The sequence below is a fragment of the Ureaplasma diversum genome, assembly GCF_000941095.1.
Lineage (GTDB): Bacteria > Bacillota_I > Bacilli_A > Mycoplasmatales > Mycoplasmoidaceae > Ureaplasma > Ureaplasma diversum.
The window spans coordinates 323,830-346,836 of the sequence record NZ_CP009770.1; the positions used below are offsets into that span (position 1 = coordinate 323,830).

General features: G+C 28.7%; 12 protein-coding genes. 2 read left to right on the plus strand and 10 right to left on the minus strand.

Annotated features, from left to right (window positions below; genetic code table 4):
• Position 1 precedes the first annotated feature (1 nt).
• The 10 genes from JM47_RS01325 to JM47_RS01370 form a co-directional block, all read right to left on the minus strand.
• Positions 2 to 496 carry a GNAT family N-acetyltransferase gene (locus tag JM47_RS01325; RefSeq protein ID WP_208895185.1) on the minus strand — a complete coding sequence of 165 codons (495 nt, stop codon included), beginning with the start codon at positions 494 to 496 and terminating at the stop codon, positions 2 to 4.
• A gap of 207 nt (positions 497 to 703) precedes the next feature.
• Positions 704 to 3,187: a lipoprotein 17-related variable surface protein gene (locus tag JM47_RS01330; RefSeq protein WP_222702334.1), complete on the minus strand. Its 2,484-nt coding sequence runs from the start codon at positions 3,185 to 3,187 to the stop codon at positions 704 to 706.
• 179 nt (positions 3,188 to 3,366) lie between these two features.
• A complete protein-coding gene (locus tag JM47_RS01335; RefSeq protein WP_208895187.1) occupies positions 3,367 to 5,007 on the minus strand; it encodes a hypothetical protein in 1,641 nt (546 codons plus the stop codon).
• 3 nt (positions 5,008 to 5,010) lie between these two features.
• Positions 5,011 to 7,974 (minus strand): ABC transporter substrate-binding protein, encoded by a 2,964-nt coding sequence (locus JM47_RS01340; protein ID WP_208895188.1) that lies wholly within the window; start codon positions 7,972 to 7,974, stop codon positions 5,011 to 5,013.
• Between the two features lie 18 nt (positions 7,975 to 7,992).
• Positions 7,993 to 13,836, minus strand: coding sequence for a PDxFFG protein (locus tag JM47_RS01345; RefSeq protein ID WP_208895189.1), 5,844 nt, complete (start codon positions 13,834 to 13,836; stop codon positions 7,993 to 7,995).
• Complete coding sequence (locus JM47_RS01350) at positions 13,817 to 15,121, minus strand: ABC transporter ATP-binding protein (RefSeq protein WP_208895278.1); 1,305 nt, start codon at positions 15,119 to 15,121, stop codon at positions 13,817 to 13,819. Before JM47_RS01350 ends, JM47_RS01345 begins: the two co-directional genes overlap by 20 nt.
• Before the next feature lie 299 nt (positions 15,122 to 15,420).
• Complete coding sequence (locus JM47_RS01355; protein WP_208895190.1) at positions 15,421 to 16,653, minus strand: ABC transporter ATP-binding protein; 1,233 nt, start codon at positions 16,651 to 16,653, stop codon at positions 15,421 to 15,423.
• A gap of 9 nt (positions 16,654 to 16,662) precedes the next feature.
• Positions 16,663 to 17,667, minus strand: a complete 1,005-nt coding sequence (locus tag JM47_RS01360) for an ABC transporter permease (protein WP_038103262.1) — start codon at positions 17,665 to 17,667, stop codon at positions 16,663 to 16,665.
• Positions 17,668 to 17,669: 2 nt separating this feature from the next.
• On the minus strand, positions 17,670 to 18,734 hold the full coding sequence (locus JM47_RS01365) for an ABC transporter permease (RefSeq protein ID WP_038103264.1): 1,065 nt from the start codon (positions 18,732 to 18,734) through the stop codon (positions 17,670 to 17,672).
• 128 nt (positions 18,735 to 18,862) lie between these two features.
• A complete protein-coding gene (locus JM47_RS01370; RefSeq protein WP_208895191.1) occupies positions 18,863 to 19,381 on the minus strand; it encodes a ferritin-like domain-containing protein in 519 nt (172 codons plus the stop codon).
• Between the two features lie 325 nt (positions 19,382 to 19,706).
• Here JM47_RS01370 and mip point away from each other — a divergent pair, with 325 nt between their 5' ends.
• Both mip and JM47_RS01380 read left to right on the plus strand, forming a co-directional pair.
• On the plus strand, positions 19,707 to 21,926 hold the full coding sequence (gene mip / locus JM47_RS01375) for an Ig-specific serine endopeptidase MIP (RefSeq protein WP_208895192.1): 2,220 nt from the start codon (positions 19,707 to 19,709) through the stop codon (positions 21,924 to 21,926).
• Between the two features lie 138 nt (positions 21,927 to 22,064).
• The gene (locus JM47_RS01380) at positions 22,065 to 23,006 is read left to right on the plus strand and encodes a U32 family peptidase (protein ID WP_208895193.1); all 942 of its coding nucleotides are present in this window, start codon (positions 22,065 to 22,067) and stop codon (positions 23,004 to 23,006) included.
• Position 23,007 lies beyond the last annotated feature (1 nt).

Genomic DNA, 23,007 nt, shown 5'->3' on the forward strand with positions numbered 1-23,007 from the left:
CTTAAGCTAATTCTAAAACCATATGAACAGTAGCTCAGTTACTGTCATTTTTTTTAATAACACTAAAACCACATTTCTCTCATAGTTTTTGAGCACCAGTTAAGAAATCATGGGTGTGTAAATAAAGGATTTGTATTGATCGTTCTTTTGCTATCTTTTTTAGTTCATTAAATAATAAAGTAGCAATCCCTTGTCTTCGATATAGTGGATCTACATATAGTTTTAAAACTTCAACTGTTCGTTTGTTTACATCTAGATCTAGATCTTTAAATCTAAAATCAAACTCTACAAAAGCAATAGTAGCTATTAGTTTATCTTCATCATAATAGTTGATTCAACAACCATTATCACTTTCTATATAAGATTGTTCAAAATTAGCTAGATCCTTTGGTAAAGTACTATGATCTAGCATTGGAAAAAGGATTTTCCGTGCTTGCATTATGAATTTGATACTTATATCTTTATCATCTTTGGTAGCTATTTTTAAATGAAACATAATCTAATCCTTATCAATGATGTTTCTATATTATAAAGCTTTTAGATACCTATTGGTGTTATTGAATAGTTAGAATCATGAATAAAGTAAGTGGTTTTGGGGGGGTTAATAGTAGGTTAAGGGAATGAAAAAATCAACACGTGAGATGATCGGGTGTTGATTTTTATATTGTTTTGTAAATGTTAATAAATTGATCTTAATTAATGATTAAGAAGATTTACCTGAACCACCATTTGATGAACCAGATGCTGTTCCTGCAGGTGATGTAGCTGCTGGAGCTGGCGAACCACTACTTGATGCAGAACCGCCAGAAGATGATGAACCTGGAGCTGCTTCTGTGGTTGGTGAACTTGATGATGATGATGATGATTGATCAGTACTTGAATTAGTAATAACTTTAGTTAAATCATAAGTTGGTTTGTTTCCAAAGTCTACTTCATCAAATACATAAAGTCATTTTTTATCATCGCTGCCCTTATCAACTTTTTTATCATAGCTAACACTTGCAATTTGAACTTTCTTAATCTTATCTTTTTGTTGTGCTGCGTTGTCTAAAGTTAAAGTAAATTCAAATTTTCTAGTTTTAAGATTATTTTCATCAATAACTTTTTCATATGAAATAATGCTATTATTGTTAATCTTTACTGTTTTATTTTTTTCATCTTTAAAGCTTGCTCTCAATACAATCTTATCACCAGCTTTAAGAGAATATTTATCATTAATTGAAACTACAACAGTTAGTTGTTTTTGTGCATCAACAGATTTTTGTTCAATTTCATAAACATTATCTACTGGTAAACGGAATGGCATTGCATATTTAAGCATTGGAGTTGTCGCTGCAAAAGTCGTGAACTTACCTATGAATGCTTTAACATTAGTGTTAAAACGCCCCATTGAGTTATAAATTAACACAGGTTTTTTGTTTTCGTTTCATTTATTAATAACAGCAGATTTTAATACTAATCTTGGTTTTCGTTGATTTTCGCCAAGAGCTTTATTGAATTTATAATAACCTTTAAGATATTCTTCACCGTCTTTAAAAGTGAATGTTTCAGGATCAATTGATAAGAACTTTTGTACTTCTTCTAAAGCTGCATCGTATCTAGCTTTGATATCAGTATCATCTTTCTTTTGATCATAAGCTTTCTTAGCTTCAACAAATGCTTTAAGTTTTTCTGTTTCTTCTTTTTTTAGTTCGTCATATCTAGGAACATAAATAACGTGGTTGTCTCTATATAATTCAGGACCTTCCTTATTTCTCATTCCTTTAATTTTTGAAACATCTTCTTTTCCATCAGGATTTTTGTCATAACGAACAGAGTTTTTATTAGTTGGGTCTTTTTCTCACCCCACAACTAATGGCATAACTTTTGTTATATGAGATAATCAAGCATCTTGCCCGTTTGCATATTCAGGATTAGATGATTGTGCTCTAAAAAATGGATTTTGAGCTGACTCAGGGATATTTCTAAAAATTCCCTCGTAGTTTTTAATTGCTTGAGTTCAAGCTAAATTAGCAAACTGGTCTCAATAAAGTTTTGCATACATTTCAATCATACGATTTGCAAACTTATTATCATTTGTGTTTTTGCTCTCATTTAAATTTTCAAATGATCTAAAATCATTAAAATGTAGTGCTTTTAAATTTTCATCTAAAAACGTAGTAGCGTTTGGTTCATAAGCATAATCAAAAGCAAGATCAGCTGGATCTACTCTATTATCATGTTTAGCTTCAGCACTAGTTTTTAGTCCTGATAAAATAACATCGAATTTTTGTGTTCTACCTTCAACAGTTGGGTTTTCTTTGAATGAAATCACAACTTCTTTAGCTAATGTTCCTTTAGCATCATCTTCGATTTTAATATTTGTAAATGTTCATTTATATAATGTAGCATCAATTGGAGCTCAAACTGTTTCAGGCTTGCCGTCTTTAGTTTGAGTTTTTCCAACTTCTAAATCTAACATATCGTTAGTAATTTCACTAGGAAGAACTTGTTTAAGATCTTTGCTCTTGTCCTTGAAAACAAATCTTAAATGTTCAAATTCTTTACGATCAATTGGCTTGTTAAGCGGATCGCTTGCATCAAGCGTTTTCATTCTAGTTATAAAAATTTCTTGAGATTTGTTCTTTTGTTGATCTAATGGATCTGAATCCTTAAAAGATACAGTGGCTTTGAACATCAATGTTCCATCATTATCATTAGCCTTAATTTCACTAACTTTAACAGTAAATTTATCAGCAGATGGTTTTTGTCCATCTACAAGAACTGATGCTTCTAAATCTTGTTCACTTAATGAAGATGGGAAAGTATTTGAATTATCTTTATCTGATAAATTTGAGCTAACTTCTGTATCTGGTTCAAAAATAGTAATATCAGATAATGGTTTAATCTTTTTAAATCCTTCGATTTTAAAAATCTTAGTATTATCATTTGATTTTAGTGTTACTGTTAATGTCCCATTAGTTCGATCAGACACAACTTTTCCTTCAACTGTAACTAAATTACCTTCTACATCAAAGCCATTTTTATCGTTTTCAAAACTAAATTCCTTACTGCCATAAGTTAAAACTAGATTCGCTTTTTCAAATTGATTTGCATAAGTTTGCTCTTTAGGTTTTGATGTTCTTTTAACATCTAAAGTAACATTATTTAAATCAAAATTTGAAGTTTTTGGCTTCTCTGTTTTCACACAAGAAGCTGCAATCATTGGGACAATTAGTAAGCTACTTGTAAGAAGCGAGGCTAGTATTATTTTGTTTCTTTTGAGTTTCATTCTTTCTCACCCTTTTCTTTTTCTAAATATATTTAATTAATTAGTTAATTAGTTAATTAATAAAATTATTTACTCTTTTTCCTTGTTTATTAAAACTAATAAACTAGGATTTGTTCTATACCTGTTCTTAGTGTTAATGTTTTTATTATAACTAATTTGAATGTTTTTTCTTTTAAAAATGCTGGTAGCTCTAAAATGTTACTTTTTGACGCATTTACTAAATAGTTAATAATATATTCATTATTATCTTGATCAACTAACTTGATTTCATAAGATAAACCAGCATTAGCTAAAATGAACCGTTGGTTGTCTTGATTAATGTCTCTATGGTTTCTAAGAATTGTAATATTATTAATTTTAGTGAACTGATCTAGTTCTACTTTTGTTTCTTTAACACTATCAATATATTTAATAGTTTGATCTTTAGATTGTGTTGTTAAGTAGTTAATGTTAGCTTTTTTAGGTTGTTTGTAAACTTGTAAATAATTAACAACTGGACTAACATTTTGATCTTGGTCTTTAAAACTAATTGCTATTTTAGCTGTATTAGTTGGGATATTTAATAAGTAATGATAAGCAAATCAACCAGTTTTAATTATTGTTTCATTAATTGGTCAACTTGAATTAAAGTTGTACTCATGAACTTGTTTAATATACTCCCCTATTGTTTTTTTAGCATTAGGTTCATTTTTAAGTAGTTGATCAACTAGTTGGTTTGAATCAATTTTTAGTTCTTTATTAAGATTATGTTTAATAGTTGATGATTCTTTATAAGTAATTAATGATCGATTAATTTGATCTTTAGTTAGAAGTTCACTTTTAATAACTTCATTGTTTTCATTCATAAAATCAACTTTGATTTTAGTATGATCATCACTTCTAATTGATAAATCTAATTCTAAGAATGAAGCATTAAATACTTTACTGTTTTTAGGTGTGATCTCTAGTGGTTCACTATCTTTTTTAAGACTTAATCCTCTATTTAGTGATCAATCAAACATATCAAGTACACTAAACCCGTTTCATTGTTCTAAACGAGTATTATTAGCTCCATTTATTGCATAATTATCTGCAATTGGTTCAGCTTTAATATTTAATTCATTTAATAAATATGTATTAAAAGTATTATTGACATTAGCTTGGGCATCTAAATCAATTTTATTTAGATTTAAACTAAATTCTTTAATCGTACTTTGGTTTGTTTTAGGATCTTTGATTTTAACTTTAAACTTATGGTTGGTTTGGTTTAGATCAAAACCATTATAAGCACTATGTTTTAGATGTAAAATCTGTTTGTTTTCAATACTAAAAACATTAGTATTATCAACAAGTTCATACTCATAAAAGTATTGGGGATTAAGTGATGAAAGTGGGGCTATTAAGATATCTTTATTAACATTAAAGTTATCTTTAATTAATTTAATATCTTTAATAATATCATCAACCATTGAATTGATTCTTCTAGATTCAAGAGATGCTGTTTTATCATTAATGTTTCTTCTTCTTAATTGATCATTAATGAATTGATAATTAATAGTTAGATTACTTAATGAATAAGGACTTAGTGCTTCTTTGTTAAATGAGATGTTAGTTTTAAAATCTGCATCTAATTTTAATTCACTACTTGATTTATCTTTATTACAACTAACAGCAACTAGTGTTGTTATTGAAGCTAATGTAACTAAACCAAAAGCTAATGCTATTGTTGATCGTTTTTTGTTATATAACTTAGCCATATTTTAATTACGATTAATCCTTCGTGGTAATTCAGCTCTTGGTGGTTTAGTAATATCATAAGCATATTGTAAAGAGAATGAGTGTAGTGAACTAACTCCAGCAACTCTTGATATTTCTCATTTTGTATCAACTTCAATTAATGGGATAATTGGTACACCATCACGAACTATTTTCTCAAGTGATGCAATTGTTTTAAAGATTAAATTTTCATTTCATTTATCTTTAATTTCTTGATCAGTTAAGATGTTAGCAAAGTATGATGTAATTCGTTTATTATAAGCAACTAGATCTTCATTTGGTTTTTGATAAGATAGTTCAACTATTTTTCTAAAAATAAAACCATCTTGTTCATTATTAGGAATTTGTAATCTAATTCCTGTTTCTTTTGTTAGTTCAACGATTTGATCAACACTTAATTGATTAAAACTTTGATACATTAATTCTTTTTGTAAATTTAAATTAGTTGGATCATTTAAGTATTTAATTAATAATTTAATAAATGTATTATTAACTAAACCTAAGTTGTTTTGAATTAGTTGTTGATTAATTGCAACAAATCGTTTATTTAACTCTTCTTCTTTTTGAGAATAAGATAAATTAGTATCTTTAGCAATATTAATTAATTCATTAAAAGCAGGAATACTATTTAATAAATTAATTCTTGTTTGGATCTTTTCATTAAACCATTGGTTATGGTTGATTTTTTGGTAGATGATATCATTAAAGAATCGGTTATAAGTTCAAGAACCAGCTGGGTTTAATCTAAATCCTGAGATTTTTTCAGATTCTTTACTGATTTCATCGGTTTGAAAGAAAGCAGCAACATATGATTCTGGATTAGTTCCAAACCGATCAAAGTTACCATATGCTAAATCAAATTTACCCGTATCAATATAGTCTGTAAAAGTATTAGCTGGTAAACCTTTAATTTCAATTTGAATATAGTTATCAAAAGCGTTTTTAATTAAGTTTTGAATCCCAATTGAAGCTTGGATTTGTTCATCAGTTGAGTTATTTAAAAATCTTAGTGTAACTTGTTTTTGTTCAGGATGTTTTTGTTTATAACGTTCTAAATAAAAACGAGCTGTTTCTAGATCAAAGACTTGATCTTTTCGATTAACATGTTCAAAAGTATAAGATTTAGCTAAATGGTCAATGAACTTGTGGTTTTGAAGTGGATACTTTTTATTGTTTTTTGCAGTTGTAGTTTCATGTTCAAAAAACATTTCAAGTGGGTTTCCAGTTGAATTTCTTGCTTGTCCAAATGCACTTCAAGTATTAACTACAAATGAAGCATCTCATCCAACGATCTTTAAAACTTCAGATCGGTTGATTGCATAATAAAGAGCATTTCTTAAATCTTCATCCTGAAGTGGAGAATCCCCATTTGTTTCTTTATCTAAATTAAGTTGTAAAGCAATTGTTCCATACCCAACCCCTTTATTCATTAATGGTTTAAAGTTAGGGTTTGATCAGAAATCAATTTGTCTGATCGCTGGAATATCAGTTGCTGATAGCTGATTATCTTCAAATAAAGTAAATGCAATATTTAAATCAGTAATAAATTGAATCTTAATTAAATTAGAGATGGTTTTGTCAGATGAATAGTATGTATCATCTTTTTTAAGTACTAAATACCCTTGTGGTCCTAAGATTCCACTTTCAATAGCAAATGGTCCATTCTTCATAAACTTGTTTAATGAAGTACCAAAGTTAGCAATTCCACCAATTGATTCAACGAATTTTCGGTTGATTGGTAAAATTACTTCACGCATATCACGGAATAAATCAAAAACTGCACGTGGTGAGTGATCTTCAAATTCAAAACGTAGTTTGTATTTATCAGATGCAAACAATCTAAATTGAGCACGGTTGTTATGATCTAAATTTTGATCTTTTAAATCAAATTTTTGACGTGGATCTCGATATGGATTTTTAATTAATTTAGTTTGAATAATCTTAGGGATTGTTTTAAGTTCAGCTGCAGTTTTTTTAAGCGTATCATACTCTGGATTTTTAATAAAGAAGTCTTGTTCTTCGGCATCAATATCAAAATCAGTATTTGTACGTTTTCACATTAATTGGTTTTGGGGTAAACTAAGTGAATCAAAAACATTAGCATTTGAAAAGTTTAAGAATAATTGACCTGTATAAATTCCAATACTTGTTGCTGTTTGCTTAATTTTTTTAACATATTCTTCATCCCCAGGAACTTGTGATTCTCAAACCTTTTGGTTTGGATCTTCTATCAAGATCCTACTATCTCAATCAGCTTTGATAAATCTACGTTTCCCAAATGGGTTTTCATAAGTCTTTTTAAACTTAGATAAATATTCTGTTTGAGCATCAATAAAGGCTTTAGCCCCTTTAAAGTTCATCCGCTCAATATCAATTTGTTTTTGTGAACCTGTGTTAAAGTCTAAGATGTAATGTAGTGCATCCGCAAAATCCATTGCTGTTACTGGTTCTTTATTTTCTCAAACACTTTTTCCTTTATTTAAATCAAATAAAGCTGAATAAGCACGTCTAGAACCATTTAATACAGCACGAACATTATATTGTTGACCTACTAATCCATCTAATACCCCAGGTGCAAACCCAATATCACTTAGTTCATAATAACTACTTGTTTCAAGTGGATTTGATCCATTCTTATCTAAGTATTCATTAAATGAACTAATTGATGGGTCAACAGTATAAATACCAGCTCGTGCAATTGGTAACCCTTGTAAGATTTCTTTAATATCTGGTGGAGGTGCTTGTTTGAAGACAGATTCTACAAGAGATGAAATAACTTTTTTATTATCACTATATTTAATGTAATTAAGTGATGTAAGTGGGTTTGATGATAGTACTAAATCATATAAAGCAGTACTTGTGGTTTTAGTTGAAGCTGCAGTGATAACTGGAACACAAACAAGTGGAAAAGCAATGGCAACACATAGCCATTTAAGACGTTTTTTCATAGTTTATCCTCCTTTTTATTATTGAGCATTAAATTGTGGACTAATTGAGATCACTGTTTTTTCTTGATTATCTATTTGTTGTTTAGTAATCTTAACTGGTGCTTGAGCAACAGTTTTACCATTTTCAGCTAATCCATTAATATCCCCAAGTGTTAATCCATCAACTCTATTTTTATTAGCATCAACAAAATACATTTCATAGTCATTATTAACTGATAAAAGGGTGTTTGCATACTTTGCCATAAATGCGTAATCACTCATTCAAGCTCCATATCCTTCATCAGCTAAAGTTTTTTTAGATTTAATATCTGCTTGTTTAGTTAAATAAAATAAGTTATTGTAGTTTTGTGGATTTTTAGTTGTATCTTTGTGAACCTTTAGATATTTAATTTCATTAGTTTTTAAATCTCTAAAAGCAATTTGATCGATTTTATCAAGTAAAGATAGTTTTGCATATCCTCAGAAGGTTAGTGCATCTTTTTGACGATCTCTTCAGATTCCTGTAATCGTTCTTGCTCCAATTCCTTTTGATCTTAATAAGTAAATTCAGAATGCTCTTGCTCGATCTTTAACTTTAGTTTTATTATCAAGTTCAAGAATTGAGATCTTATCATCAATTACTGATTTACCTTGATCATCATAAAGCCCTCAATTTAATTCATCCCGTAGTCAACGGTCTTTAAAGAATCCGTTATTAAAGGTATTAAGTTTACCAATGTAGTTTGAATTAAAAGCACGTCAAGATCGATAACTATCATTTCCAGCTGATAATGAAATACCAAGCTGACCAACTAAATTAGTTCGATATTCATTCTTTAATCTATTAACTAATCCTTCTAAGTTTTTATCATATGTAAACTTAAAGGCTTCGTATTCTTCTCGATCTATATTAAAGTCTTTATTTGTATTTAATTGATTAATTTGTGCTTCTATTTGTTTAATTTTAGTTTCTGAAGCACTAATTAATTGATTATATTCATCAACCTTTGGTTGATAAACACCATCTTTATAACCTGATTCTTTTTTAAGAGCTTCATATTGTTTAATTAACTCGTTATTTTTAGCAATCTCAGATTCTAAGAATACTAATCGGTTATTAATTGATCTTATTGTTCGTTCAATGTATTTAATTGATCGGTATGGTTGTGAGTCAATATAAACAATCCCTGAATCTGGATCTGATTCTAATAATTCTTTAGTTTTTTGATAGTAGTAGTCAAATAATGGACTTTTTTGAGCTTGGTTGTTTAGAATTTGTTGTTTGAAATCATTAATGAACGCTCTTGAACGATCATTTTCACGAACAATTGCACTTAACTGTTCTTTAATTGATGATAGGTTTCGTTCGTTCTCTTCATTTTCAATTTTAGCTAATAATAACCCATACATTTCTTGTTGATTAACATTACCCTTTAAAGCTCTTAAATCTTTAACTTTATCAGGTAACATATAATTCTTTTGTTCAGATCTATATTTAGCTATTTTTTCTAATTCAGCAGTTCTTTGAGCTCTTAGATCAGTTAAGGTTTTAATGTTTTGCGATCATTTAGCTTGATAATTAGTTTCAATTTCTTTGAAATTGTTAACTAATTCTAAATATTCTTGGTTATTAGCTAATACTTCTTTATCAAAGTCACGATTAATGATTCGTTCAATTCTTTCTTTAGAGAAATCATTAATGATTGCTCGTGAATGATTTAGTATATCTGCAAAATCAATTAAACCAGTTTTCCATTGTTCAGTTTTTGAACCATCTAATACATATTCAAGTCCGGTATTAGCTTCATTAACATTTGTTAAGTAGTTAACTAAATTACCAAAGTCTTTAGTGTTAGGCACATATGTGATTTGGACATAATCACGTGTTAAGTTTTCTGGGAAGTTATATACATAATCACCAAAAATATCATTAATTGATGTTTCAGCACGTGAAGAGTTGTAATCTACAACATCTTGTGTTGGTCCTGGTTTTTTATAATTAAATTTAACAATACCATTATCTTGCCCTAAACTATCAAAGTTTAGTTGATATGTATCATAGTTTAATCAACCATAATTAGCTAATAAGTAATAAAGATCTTGTAATCTTAAAGATTTAAGATCTAAATTATTATCATTATAGAACTTTTTAATAACATCATAAAGTTCAGCTGCTGTATATTCAAACTTCTTCTTGTCTGGATTCTTATTTTTGTAATTAGATAAATCAAGCTCTGCTGCTCCAATTCTCTTTTCAAAAATACTTAATAGATTAGAGAAGTTGTCTTCAATTGAAGAGTTAACGTAATAGAAATCTAATTGTTGATCTTTAAATCGAGCCATTACCATGTTAGCTACTTGTTGTTCAGTAGCTACAAGTGCTTTTAGTTCATTAGCTGCTTGCTCACTAATTTGACGACTAGATACTGCATTAAGATATCGTTGTTTAAATAAATCTAAATTAAATTTAGTTTTAACATAATCAATATCTCAGTTTCAAACTGTTTTATTATTGACTTCAGTTGGTTTAAGTTTAGTAAAATCAAGTGAATGGAATGCTAAGAAGTCTTCAACTGCATAGAAGTTTAAGACTTTGATTGTTTGATTATTATCATCAACATAATCAATTAAATATTGGTCATTAAAAGCATCAAATAAATTAGCACTAAAATCTGAACGTAAAGTGTTTGGTTTCATTGCCATTGAATAGTATTCTTTACGACGGTTTGTTTCATCGATTGGAGTAGTGAATGCTTTTTTATTCTCATCTAAGAATCAATATTTATTATTCGGATTAGGTGTGTTTCTAGTTTGAACTAATTGGTTAAATAAACGACGGTGTGGTGGTTCAAATAACATTTTCACACCCATAATATTAAAGAATGTATTTTTCCCTAAATCATCTAAGTTAGATAATGGTTGAGCTGGGTTAACAATATATTGAGTATAGTTATCAAATTCTTTCTTTTCGTTTTGAACTCTTAGTACTGTTAGATCATTTTTAAGATCATTACCAAAGGCACTAGTTGATAATAAAGCATTATTATTTCTTTTAGATTGTTGAAGAATATTAACTACTTGTGCTCTAAAGTTTGTAACTGGTGTATTCTTTTGTTCTGAAGCTAATAAGTCTGCATAATAACCAACTCTGTTTGTTTGACTATTAACATTATTAGTATTAAATTGTTTTTTATCTCTGTTTTCAATAAATTCTTTTCAAACTTTTAAGTTTTGAATAAAGTTTCCATTCGTATCAAATAAAGTTTGATCAGTATGTCGGTTTTGAGCAACAATTGATAGTTTTGGATCAATTCCAAGAGAAGTTACACTAAATCCTCTATTGTTTCATCCAGAGTTAAAATAGTTAACATCTACTAATTTTAAGATGTCGTTTTGAATTTGAATAACTCGTTTTTCTACATACTCTTTTTCTTGTTCAGTTAAATTTTTATTTAATTGAACATTAATGATTGGTTGATTAAACTTATCATGAATTAAAACTTTATTAATTCGTTTACCATCTAAACTATATTCAACAACTTTAGGTTTGTTATCATCATCAAATTGGATCGGTCTTCCCATTCCATCTTTAAAGACATTTTTAATGTTGTCTACACTTGCTGTTTTAAATTCATATGAACCATCTGGTTTAAAAACCATATATTTAGCTTTACCAATGATAAGGGGGTTTAGTGTACCACTTTCTGTATCATATGAGTTCATAATAAATAAATCAGAGATTCGTACACCCCGTTTTTCTGCTGCTTCTTTAAGAGTAGAGAAGTCTTGTACAAAACGACGTCTTTTGTTTTCAATAACCCCTTGTAAATTAGTTTTATCAACAGATCCTCAAACATCATCAAGGGTTTCATCAATTTTCTTGTTGTTTTGATCAACCCAATTAAATCGTGTATAACTACCATTTTTATTAGGTTTTTGATTAACATCAACTTTTGTAAAATCAATTGTACTTCTAGCTTTTAAATAGTTTCTTAAAACATCAGTATGGAAGTAAGATAAAATATTTGCTCCACCAAGTAAAGATAATCCCCCTACTAAACTAGGTGAAGTATCACTTGATACATTTTGAGCATTTTCAAGTGTTAAGTGGTGTCCATATTCATGTGCTCCTACATAACGCAAGAAGTCAAATGAGATCCCTTTAAAGTTAGGATCTGATAAATACATCATAGCAATAAAAGGAATCCGATCATTTGGATCAAGCCCTTTATATTTCCCATTAACAACTTGATAAGTTAACTCCCCATCATCATTGATTACTTTTTTAATATGATAACCATTGATTTCTTTAAGAACTGTTGGTCGATATCTATGAACAGCTTCTAGTAGATTTTGGTAAGCTTCATTATAGATTTCAAAGTATTCAATTGTTTTATTATTAGCATCTTTTTCTTCACTAATAAGTTTAATTGTATATGGTTTAACTACATTCTTATAACCAAGTGCTTGTTTAAAAGATTTAAAGCTTTCAAATAATTCATTTGATTCATCAAGAGCATCAAAGTTAACAACATGAATAACTTCATTTGGATCTAAGTTTTTAGGTTGGACAAAATCAATTGTCATCTTTTTATTAGCAACACTAAATGAACTGAAATTATATAGTTTTAATTTTGATGCATCAAAATTAGGAACACTATCTCTTGCTTGAATTGCTGTTTCAAAGAACTTAGGATATTTACTTTCAATATCATAAACAAAGATTTGTTTGTTTAAATATTGATTAATGTTATAGAAGTCTTTAAAGCTAACAAATGAAGCTTTAGTAACAGCTTCTAGTTGATCTAAAGCAAATAAAGTGATTGGTTTAAAATCAGTTTCATTAATTGTTGAACTAAACCCAGTATCAAAGAAGATATTGATTCCAGACGGTTCATTATTAGTTAAACTACTTCTAGTTTGAATATTTGTAATTCGTGAAGGAATTACTTTTGAGAATTCAACATTAAATCGTTCATTTTCAGGTAAAGTACTAACTAGTTTTAATAATTTGTTATATGCATCAACTTGTTTTTGTGCATGAATTGGAATTACAAAAGCACCTAATTGATAAGTAAATAGTTTCTTATCTTTTAGTAAGTGAGCAAAAGAAAGGTTTCTAAAACTTAGTTTGCTAGATTGTTCAGTATTATCATTAGCACGAATATTCATATATTTAACATTATCTAAATATCGTTGAACTTCTTGCTTTGTAATTACTTTTTTATTTAATGGATAAGTTAATGAATCATCATACTGACTTCTTCCCCCAGATGTAGAGAAAATTGGCATTGATCCAAAGAATGAGTCTGGGTAGAATTTAATTTCAGTTAATTCTTTTTGACTATTAGCGTGTGCACCTAAAGTAATTGATGAACCTGCAATTGAAACCCCACGAACAATTGAGAAAGTTTTTAAACTTAAAATATCAGCCCCTCAGGCTACATTTTTAATGAATCAATCTGCAAACCGAATAAATTCATCCATTTCAACAGCTTCAGGATATTCATTAACAAACTTAAATGAACCATATTGCACAACAAGATTAGGTAGCTTGTTTTTTTCATTAAAGATTAAATCTAAAAAAGCATGGTATTGATAATCTTTGTTCTTATAAACAATTGTGTATTTCCCATTTTTAAGTTGAACTGAAGCAAGTGCTTCATCTGGATTTAAATGGTAAAAATAGATTTGTGGGTTGTTTAAATCAATTGCATTATTTAGTTGACTAACTGGTGTCTGATTGATCGTTCCATAAATCTCTTTACTTTTTTTAGTTGCACCATATAAAGCTGCAAACACAATTCCAGTTGCAATAGCAAAAGAAGCTAAAGTAATTACAGTTTTGCGTCATAGCTTTAAACTAGTTTTTTTCTTGCTCATTACTTGCTCCTTTTTCATTTAATCATTGTTCTAATTCAGCTGGCGTTGCTAATACAAAGTGTTTGTTTTCTAACTCAATTCAGTCTGGCTGATTATCAACTGAATAATCATGCATATTTGGATCATAAACTCGTCCGATCAATGAACCTTTATTTGAATCAATTGATGGAACAGCATCTAATAAAGATTTAGTATATGGGTGAACTGGATTATTAATAATTTCACTTGTTGGTCCAATTTCAAGTAAAGTCCCTTTATTCATAACCGCAATTCGATCTGAAATATATTCAACCATACGAAGGTCGTGTGCAATAAAAACAATAGTTAAGTTAAACTTTTCTTTTAAATCATTGAAGATATTTACAACTTGAGCTTGAATAGATACATCTAATGCACTAATCGGTTCATCAGCTACTAATAGTTTTGGTCTTAATACAATTGATCGAGCAATTCCGATCCGTTGTTGTTGTCCCCCTGAGAACTCTAATGGGAATCGTTTAAGAATTGATTCATCCATCCCTACTTGTTTTAGAATACTCATAATTAATTTATGATTAATTTGATCTCTAAAGATGTTGTTAATCACATTAGCTCGATTCATCTTAAATAAATAAAGTTGATCAACTAAAGCTTGATCAGCTTGATTATTAATTAAATAAGCTAAGAAAGCATCATAATATTGTTCATTATGATAATCATTTTCTTTAATATCATTAATTAATAAATCAAAGTTAATTACTTGATTTTCTAAATTAGAACTTTTAATAAATTGGTTATAAATCTTATTGAAGACAAATTCATCGTATTGTAATAAATACAATGGTAAAACATCTTTAAGGTTGTTTAACCCTTCTTTTAGTACATCTTCAATGTTTTTGTGTGGGTTAAGTGAGTTAGTTGGGTTTTGGAAGATCATTTGCACTTTATCAATCATAAACTTACTAACAGTTTTATAATCTTTTAGTTGTTTACCAAACTTCATAAAACTGCTTTTTTGTTTTGGTAAAAGTTTATTATCGATTTTAATTTGACCAAATGAATAATCTACTAAACCAACAAGGGCTTTACCAATTGTTGATTTTCCAGATCCTGATTCACCAACTAATCCTAATACTTCTCCATCATAAACATTTAAATTAAAGTCTTTAACTGCACGAAAGGCTTTTTTACCAGATCCATAAGTTACATCTAAATTATTGATTTCAACTAATCGTTTTTTATCGTATGCATTAAGCATTTTAATGGTTTGATCTGAGATCGTTCGAATCTGTCGTTTAGGAAACATTCCATACACTAATTCTTCATCAGTGTAATAGTTATCTTCAAATACAAGTGGTTCTATTACTTCTTCTTGGATTTCTTTTGGATTAAGAATTGATCAATCATCAACTAATTTATATGTTTCTTTAAAACTTTTAAGTTTTGTCTCTAATGTAGCTAGATCATTTTCATTATAGTTAGTAACATTTCGCTCATTAATTAAATCATCAACATAATCAAATAAAAAAGTATCAAACTCAAAAGTCTTTTTATCAGTTTGTTTTACTTGCTTAATTTTCTTTAGCAAATCTTTTCATTGCATGATTAATTTCCTTTATTTTGTTGTTGATATGTTGCGTGTTTTAAAGCGATTAGTTCTGGTTTTTTGATCTCTGGAGCATTTGGATTTAGAAGTGAAGATTTAACCCGATGGGTTGGTGAGATTTGATAGAATGGTGATTCTTCTAAAAAATCAATTCCTAGTGCATAATCATTACGCGGTGCGAACGCTTCACCAACAATGTTGTTTAAATTAGATGGAATTGAACCACGAATTGAATATAATCGTTTACCTTTATTCACATCAGGCATTGATAAGATTAATCCTCAAGTGTATGGGTGTTGGGGATTGTTGATGATTTCATCTCTTGTTCCTTCTTCGACAATCTGACCAGCATACATAATTGAGATGTAGTCTGCAATACTTGCAACAACCCCTAGATCATGAGTAATAAAGATAATTGTGATTTTTAATTCTTCTTGAAGTTGACGAATAACATCTAAAACTAATGCTTGAACGGTTGGGTCAAGAGCTGTTGTTGGTTCATCCATTACAATGATCTTTGGTTGTAATGAAATAATAGCTGCAATTACAATCCGTTGAATCATTCCCCCTGACATTTCATGAGGATATAGTTTCATAACTTCATGTGGAGCATTAATCTTTGTTTTTTCTAAATAATAAATTGCTTTTTGATAAGCTTCTTTTTTAGTTTTAGCAATTCCGTTTAATAACATCCCTTCCATAATTTGTTTACCAACTTTAAGGATAGGGTTTAAGGTTGACATTGGGTTTTGGAAAACTGCAGATATTACTTTTCCTAAATAGTTTGAGTTTTCTCAATCTCGAAAAGTAAATTGTTCAACGTTGTGATTAAAAATTTTAATTTGTCCTTGATCAATAACTGCATTATTACCAGTTAATCCATAAAGTAATGAAGTAAGAACAGATTTTCCAGATCCAGATTCACCAATAATTGCATGAACCTTCCCTTCATAAAATTCAATATCTACTCCTCTTAATACTTTATTTTTTGCTTTTGGATCAGCAGGGTTAGTAAATGAAAGGTGCAAATCTTTAATCTCAGCAACAATTTTTAATTTCTCACCATAAACATCTTTATATAAAACATCTGCTTCAAACTTTTCAAAATCAAAATGTTTTTGTTTATTGTTAAATGGTAATGAGTTTATAAAATCTTCTCATTTATGAACAAAATAAGTTTTAATTCTTGATCAAATTGTGCTTTTGTTGTTTTGATTTGTTTTTGTACTCATAGCCTATACCTACCGTTGTCTACGCAATGAATCCTGTACAGATGAACCAATTAATTGCACACAAGTTGTAATCATAATCAAGAAAGTTGATGGGATAATCACATAACGTGGCTTAGCTAAAAAGATCTTAGAACCATCAGTTAACATATTACCTAAGGTTGCAGTATTAGGAATAGATAAACCAATGAAAGATAATCCTGATTCAGATAGAATTACCCCTGGAATAGTAAAGATTAATTGAGTTACTAAAATCGGAATAATAACAGGAATGTAATTTCATAAAATTTTGATCGTTTTAGTACCAAGTACACGAGAAGCTGAAACCCATTCAAAGTTTCTTGCTCTTTTAATTTGAGCACGAATCTGATTAGCCATACCAGTTCATGATGTAATTGATAAAGCAAAAGCTAATACTCAGAATGATGGGTTTAGAGCAATCGATACTAAAATTAAAATTAAGATTGATGGAACAACATTAATAACTTTAATAATTGGTTGCATCACTGCATCAAATTTCGGGAATTGACCCATTAATATTCCCATTGATAAACCAACTACAACTTCAATAAAAACAACAACAATTGATAATAAAATTGAATATCTTAACCCTCATCAAAGTAGTGCTCAAACATCCCGACCTAATGCATCAGTACCTAGCACATATCCTTCTTGATAAAAGTATAGAAAACGCTTTTCTAGATTAATGTTTGTTGGATCACTTGTTGTTAATGGAATGATCAAAGCTAAGATTACTAAAATAAGAAGTAATAAGAAACCAACAACACCAGAGAAGTTCTTAGAATATCGATAAACAAATTCTTGGAATGGTTGGTGTTTATTTTTAAGTGTATTAAATTCTGATTGTTTAAAAGCAGCTCCAATTAATTCTCATTTCTTGTATTGAAATGGTTGAAGTCATGGATTTGGAGCACTTTTTAATTCTTCATTTGACATTTCAACTTTACGAGCTTTAATTTTGTTCGCTCAGTTGTTAATAAAATCCCTAAACGCCATAATTATCGCCCTCTTCTACGTACTCGTGGGTCAATTGCTTCATATAAAATATCACGGAATGTAAATGATAAAATGGTTAATAATGAGAACATCACCACTAAGAATAAGATTACATTATAATCTTTTGATGTAATTGCTGAAATCAACGCTCCCCCTGATCCTGCAATTTGGAAAATTTGTTCAACGAACAATGATCCAATAAATGAACCAAAAATAACAGCTGGGAAGAATGTTGCAATTGGGAAAAGAGAAGGTTTTAGAGCGTGTCTTCAAACAAACACACGGCGTTTCATCCCTTTAAGTGATGCAAACTTAGCATGCATTGAATTAAGCTCACGGTTCATCTCAGTTCTAATGTATTTAATATAAACAATAATTGAACCTAATGATAAAGCAAGTCCAGGTAGAATATAGGTTGCAAAGTTTTTAATATCAAAAGTATAAGGAATGTTTAATTCCCGACCAATTAAAACTAATAATAAAGCAAAAACTAATGATGGAATAGAAGAGAAAACAGATACAACAATTGTTGATACTTGATCTAATAATCCACCTGGGTTCTTACCAACTCATACCCCAATTGGAATTCCAATAAACACAGTTAAGAAAACAGAGAAGATTCCAATTACAAATGAGATAAAGAAACGATGTCAAATAAAATCATTAATTGGCACATCGGGTTGAACTGTAAAACTGATTCCAAAATCACCCCTTAGGATGTTTTTTAGATAAAGTAAATAACGCTCACCAATTGGTAAGTTCAATCCGTACTTAGCTTCAATTGCTTTTCGTGCAGCTTCTGATGCCCCTGGGTTTGAGAAAGAAGAACCAGGAATTGAATTAATCAAGAAGAATGTAATGGTGATCACAACTCAAGCAATTGCAATGAATTCAAGCATAATCTTGATTATTTTTCAAAGTATTTTTCAATAAACAGAATCAAAAAATGCTAAGAATCAATTCTTCTTAGAAGTATTAGCTCTTGTTATAGTTTTAAAATCTACATAATTATTGAACAATTTATAATTTTTGTTCTTATAATTAACGGAGTTTGAACTTGCTTTCATTAATATCAGTCCTAATTGTTATTTATGCTAAAGCATATAATAAAAAATCGCTACAATTAGTAGCAATATTTTATATTATACATTACTTTAGTTTAATAATATTATTAAATTGTGCTAAAGGGTTATGATTAACCCCAGATTTCGTGTTCAGATTCTTCTTTTTCAACCATTTCTTTAATAGTTTCTTCAATTATTAATTTATCACTTGAACTATTAAATAATTTAACAACGTCATCAACTTCTGTTAAATCTTTTAAACCATCACGAACATATCATTGGATAAAGTAGAATGATTCATAATCATCTTCAGCTAAAGCTAATTTAGCAATTGCTTTAACATGATCTCTAACTTCATTTTCACGAGCATATACTTCTTGAATTAAAGCTTTAGCATCTGATGGAATTGATTTAACTGCAACTGATACATCAGTTTTAAGTTTCATACCATTTCGTTTAAAGTAATCAGAAATATATTCTTTGTGAACACCAAGTTTGTCTTCGCTTAAATGTTGAATGAATTTTCCTAAATAAGGCATATCAAATTCATCATCTGCAACATGAGCATAATGAGCATAAACCAATCCTAATTCAACGTTAAGTTTGTAATGTTGATTTAAAGCATCATTAATTTTATTTGATTTTTGCATAATGTTATTTCTCTCCCTATATAACATTACAAATTATAACACTTTCAAATAACTAAAATCTAGTAATTAATATAACTCTAAAATAACACTTTAATCCCGTTTTATTTGTATTAAAAATTACATCTTAATAAGTTAAAAAGGTTATTTTTAAGAGTTATTTTAACTCTTTTAAGATATAGTTTTTAGTTAATAAAATAGATGTTAAAACTAGTTATTTAATTATTAATATTAAATAGATGATTAATAAATAAATATAAAAAAGTATAATATAATAATTTATAAATATCAATATAATAAAGGCATTTGTTGCTTTAGAGGATCTATTATGAAAAAATCACTTTTTAAAAAAGAGTTAGCTATAACATTAGGATTAGCTTCTGTTGCAATTATTACTCCTATTATTGCTATTGCTTGTAATAATGAAACAAAAGGTGGTGACAAACAAAAGGATTCACCTAAAGTTAATGAGCAACCAAATACTGAAGCTACTAAAACTACTAAACAAAAAAATGAGACTAAGCTTCAGTCTGCAGTTCAACCTGTTTTCTTTAAAAGAGATAAAGACTCGCACTATGTACTATCTTTAAACATTCCTAATGTACATGGGAAATTTGTGTTAGTTAAAATTCAAGCTGAAAATGAAGATCAAGCAATTTCATCTAAACGAAATATGGTTGTATCAAATAAGGTTGATATACCTTTTGAAGGTTTAAAAGAAAAAACTAAATATAAGATTGTATCAATTGATGCATATGATACAAACACATCAACTCAAGCTACATCATTACCAGTTCCAAGCGAATATACTAATAAGTTCTTTGAAACTAAACCAATTTATGCAACTAATTTTGTGAATCAAGAAGAGTTCAGTGCTTTTGAAAATAAAACACTACAACAAAAAGGGCATGAAGCCTTCCAAAACCTTGATAAATTCAATTCAGAACAATGATACGAATTTGAGAACGACTTCTATTTAAGCATTTTATATAATCACTATTCTGTAAATGGAACTAGAAACTTTAATCCATTACAAGACTATGATAACGGACTTAAAGTAACTGATCAACAAAAACAATTCTTTGATAACAAAGCTAAAGAACTATCACAAGAAACTTATGACAAAGCTGCACTAAAAGGTTTTACTTTACCAATTTATAAAGAAAATGGTAATGAAGTCCTTGGATTATCAACTAAAGAAGGTAATCCATCTTTACAACATAGCTCACTTGCTTCAAATGTAACTAGAGCTACTGGAACACCAAGAATTCTTCCTGGACAAAAATACAAGGATATAGCATTGCAAACTATTTCTGTTAATTTCTTTAGACCGATTCAAGGACAAACTAGAACAGTTTCAGGAACTATGTGAATCTTAGATTATGTACCAACTACTAACGGAACATATCCAACAAAATGATATTTTGCAACTAATGCTCACGTAGCTAAAGAGTTATTGACAGATCTTGTTGGTATTAGTTTCACATTCTTAAAACCAGAAGCTAAATTACAAAAAACTCAAAAGTTAATTAAATTAGATGAGGATTATACAATTCTAAATATTCCAACAACAAATGAACAAAAGTTTATAAACACAGTTTATGTTGCAACTGACTTCTTAAATTCAAAACCAAGCGATTTCTTAACACCTGCTCAAGCTGATAAATACAAAGATACTGATGAATTTATTGACTTTGCTGTTTTTGAAGTTGACTTTGAAGAAATAATGAAAATAAAAGAATCATTCATTCAACAGGGCGGACAAACTGAAGATAAAAAAGAAAAAATTGAAAGTCCTGCAGAATTAGCTAAAAAAGTAACTAATGAATATGCAACTAATAAAGAAAATCACATCAAGTTCTTAAAAACATCTTATCTTCAAGATTTTAATAAAATTGACGGTCCAATTTTAGATAACACTAAATGAAAAGATTCTTTATACACTGTTGGTTATCCTGTTGCAGGTGCTCAAGAAATTGATAAAACAACTGAACGAGCAGGAAATGCTCTATGAACAAACTCATTCTACATCTTATTACAAGATCATCAAAGAAATGATCAAACTTATCAAAATTTAGGTAATCTATTATCTAAACATTTAGGTTATCGTTCATTTATTAATAAAGCTGGTATTATTGATGGATTTATTGGAATCCCTAAAGTAGATGGTTTACCACTTATATATAACAACAAACACTACTGAAATATGGCTCTTGAATATTCATTATTCAACTTTGCTGCAGGTGGTGGTTCTTCTGGTTCATCAGTTAGAAACCAAAAAAATGAAATTGTTGGTATTGTTCACTTAGGTAACACAAATGCTTTAGTTGCAGTTGCTGCTGCTCTTCGTTCTGAGGGTTATAACTACAACGGATTATATGGCAAATACAACTTACCACAATATGATTTAATCTTTGGTGGGGGTAAAGATCAAAAATCTTCTTACCGTCAAGCCCTTGTAGCTAAATACGGCGAAAACTTCAAAACTAATATCTTTAAAGAAAGTGTTAAATCAGTTCCTGAAGATTTCAAATTCAAACAATCTTAATAATATTATTAAAACTCAATCAAACTAAAGTTGCTAAATGCAACTTTTTTTATTCTCTAATTATCTAACTTAGATTGTTTTATAGTGTATTAATTGATAAAATTATAAATTAGGAACTAGAAATAGAAAGTTTGTAATATGAAATTAGTATTTACCCCAACTAGTTATCAGAATGCTTTAGATTTAATTGCTTTAAAAGTAGATTATATAGCAGTAGGTAGTAATCAATTTGCTACTAGAAATTGTTTTGATTGTGATCTAGAAACTCTTAAACAATTAATAGCTAATAAACAAGAAACCAAAATCATTGTTAATGTTAATGCTTGATTCTTTGATGCTGATTTAGATGCTTTAGAAGCTTATTTAAAAGAGTTAAATAAGCAAGATATTGAATTTGTTATTTTTAGTGATTATGCAGTAGCTGAGTTAGTTTATGAAAACAAACTTAACTTAGTTTTACACTACAACTCAGAAACAACAGTAACATCAGCTGCTCAATTTGATTGATTCACTGAAAACAACATCTTAAGTGTTTCATTAGCTAGAGAATTGTTCTTTGGTGAACTTAAAGCAATTAGTATGAATAATACAGCTAAACTAAAATTAATGATCCAAGGTCATGGATTATTGTTTATTATGCATTCAAGATGAAACTTACTTTCTAATTTTGATGCTTATTTACAACAATTTGATCAACAAGAAAAACTAATTGATCAAGAATTTATTTATATTAAAGAATCATTACGTAAATACCCTAATATTCTTAAACAAGATCATTTTGGAACTCATATGATGTCAGGATATGAGTTATGTACTATTAACATCTTAGATAAAATCTTAACTTTAAATTTAGATTACTTATATATTGATGCTTATTTACATAATGATCAATATAGTTTAACAGTAACTCAACTATATTTAGAAGCTATGGAATTAATTAATACTAATAGTTATGATCAAGCTTTTAAGGATAAAGCTTGAGAACAATTAAAAGCAATTGCACATAATGAAGTTATTACTAACAACTTCTTAGGAACAGTAAAAGATATTTTACATACGGAAAAAGAAGAGGAACAATAAA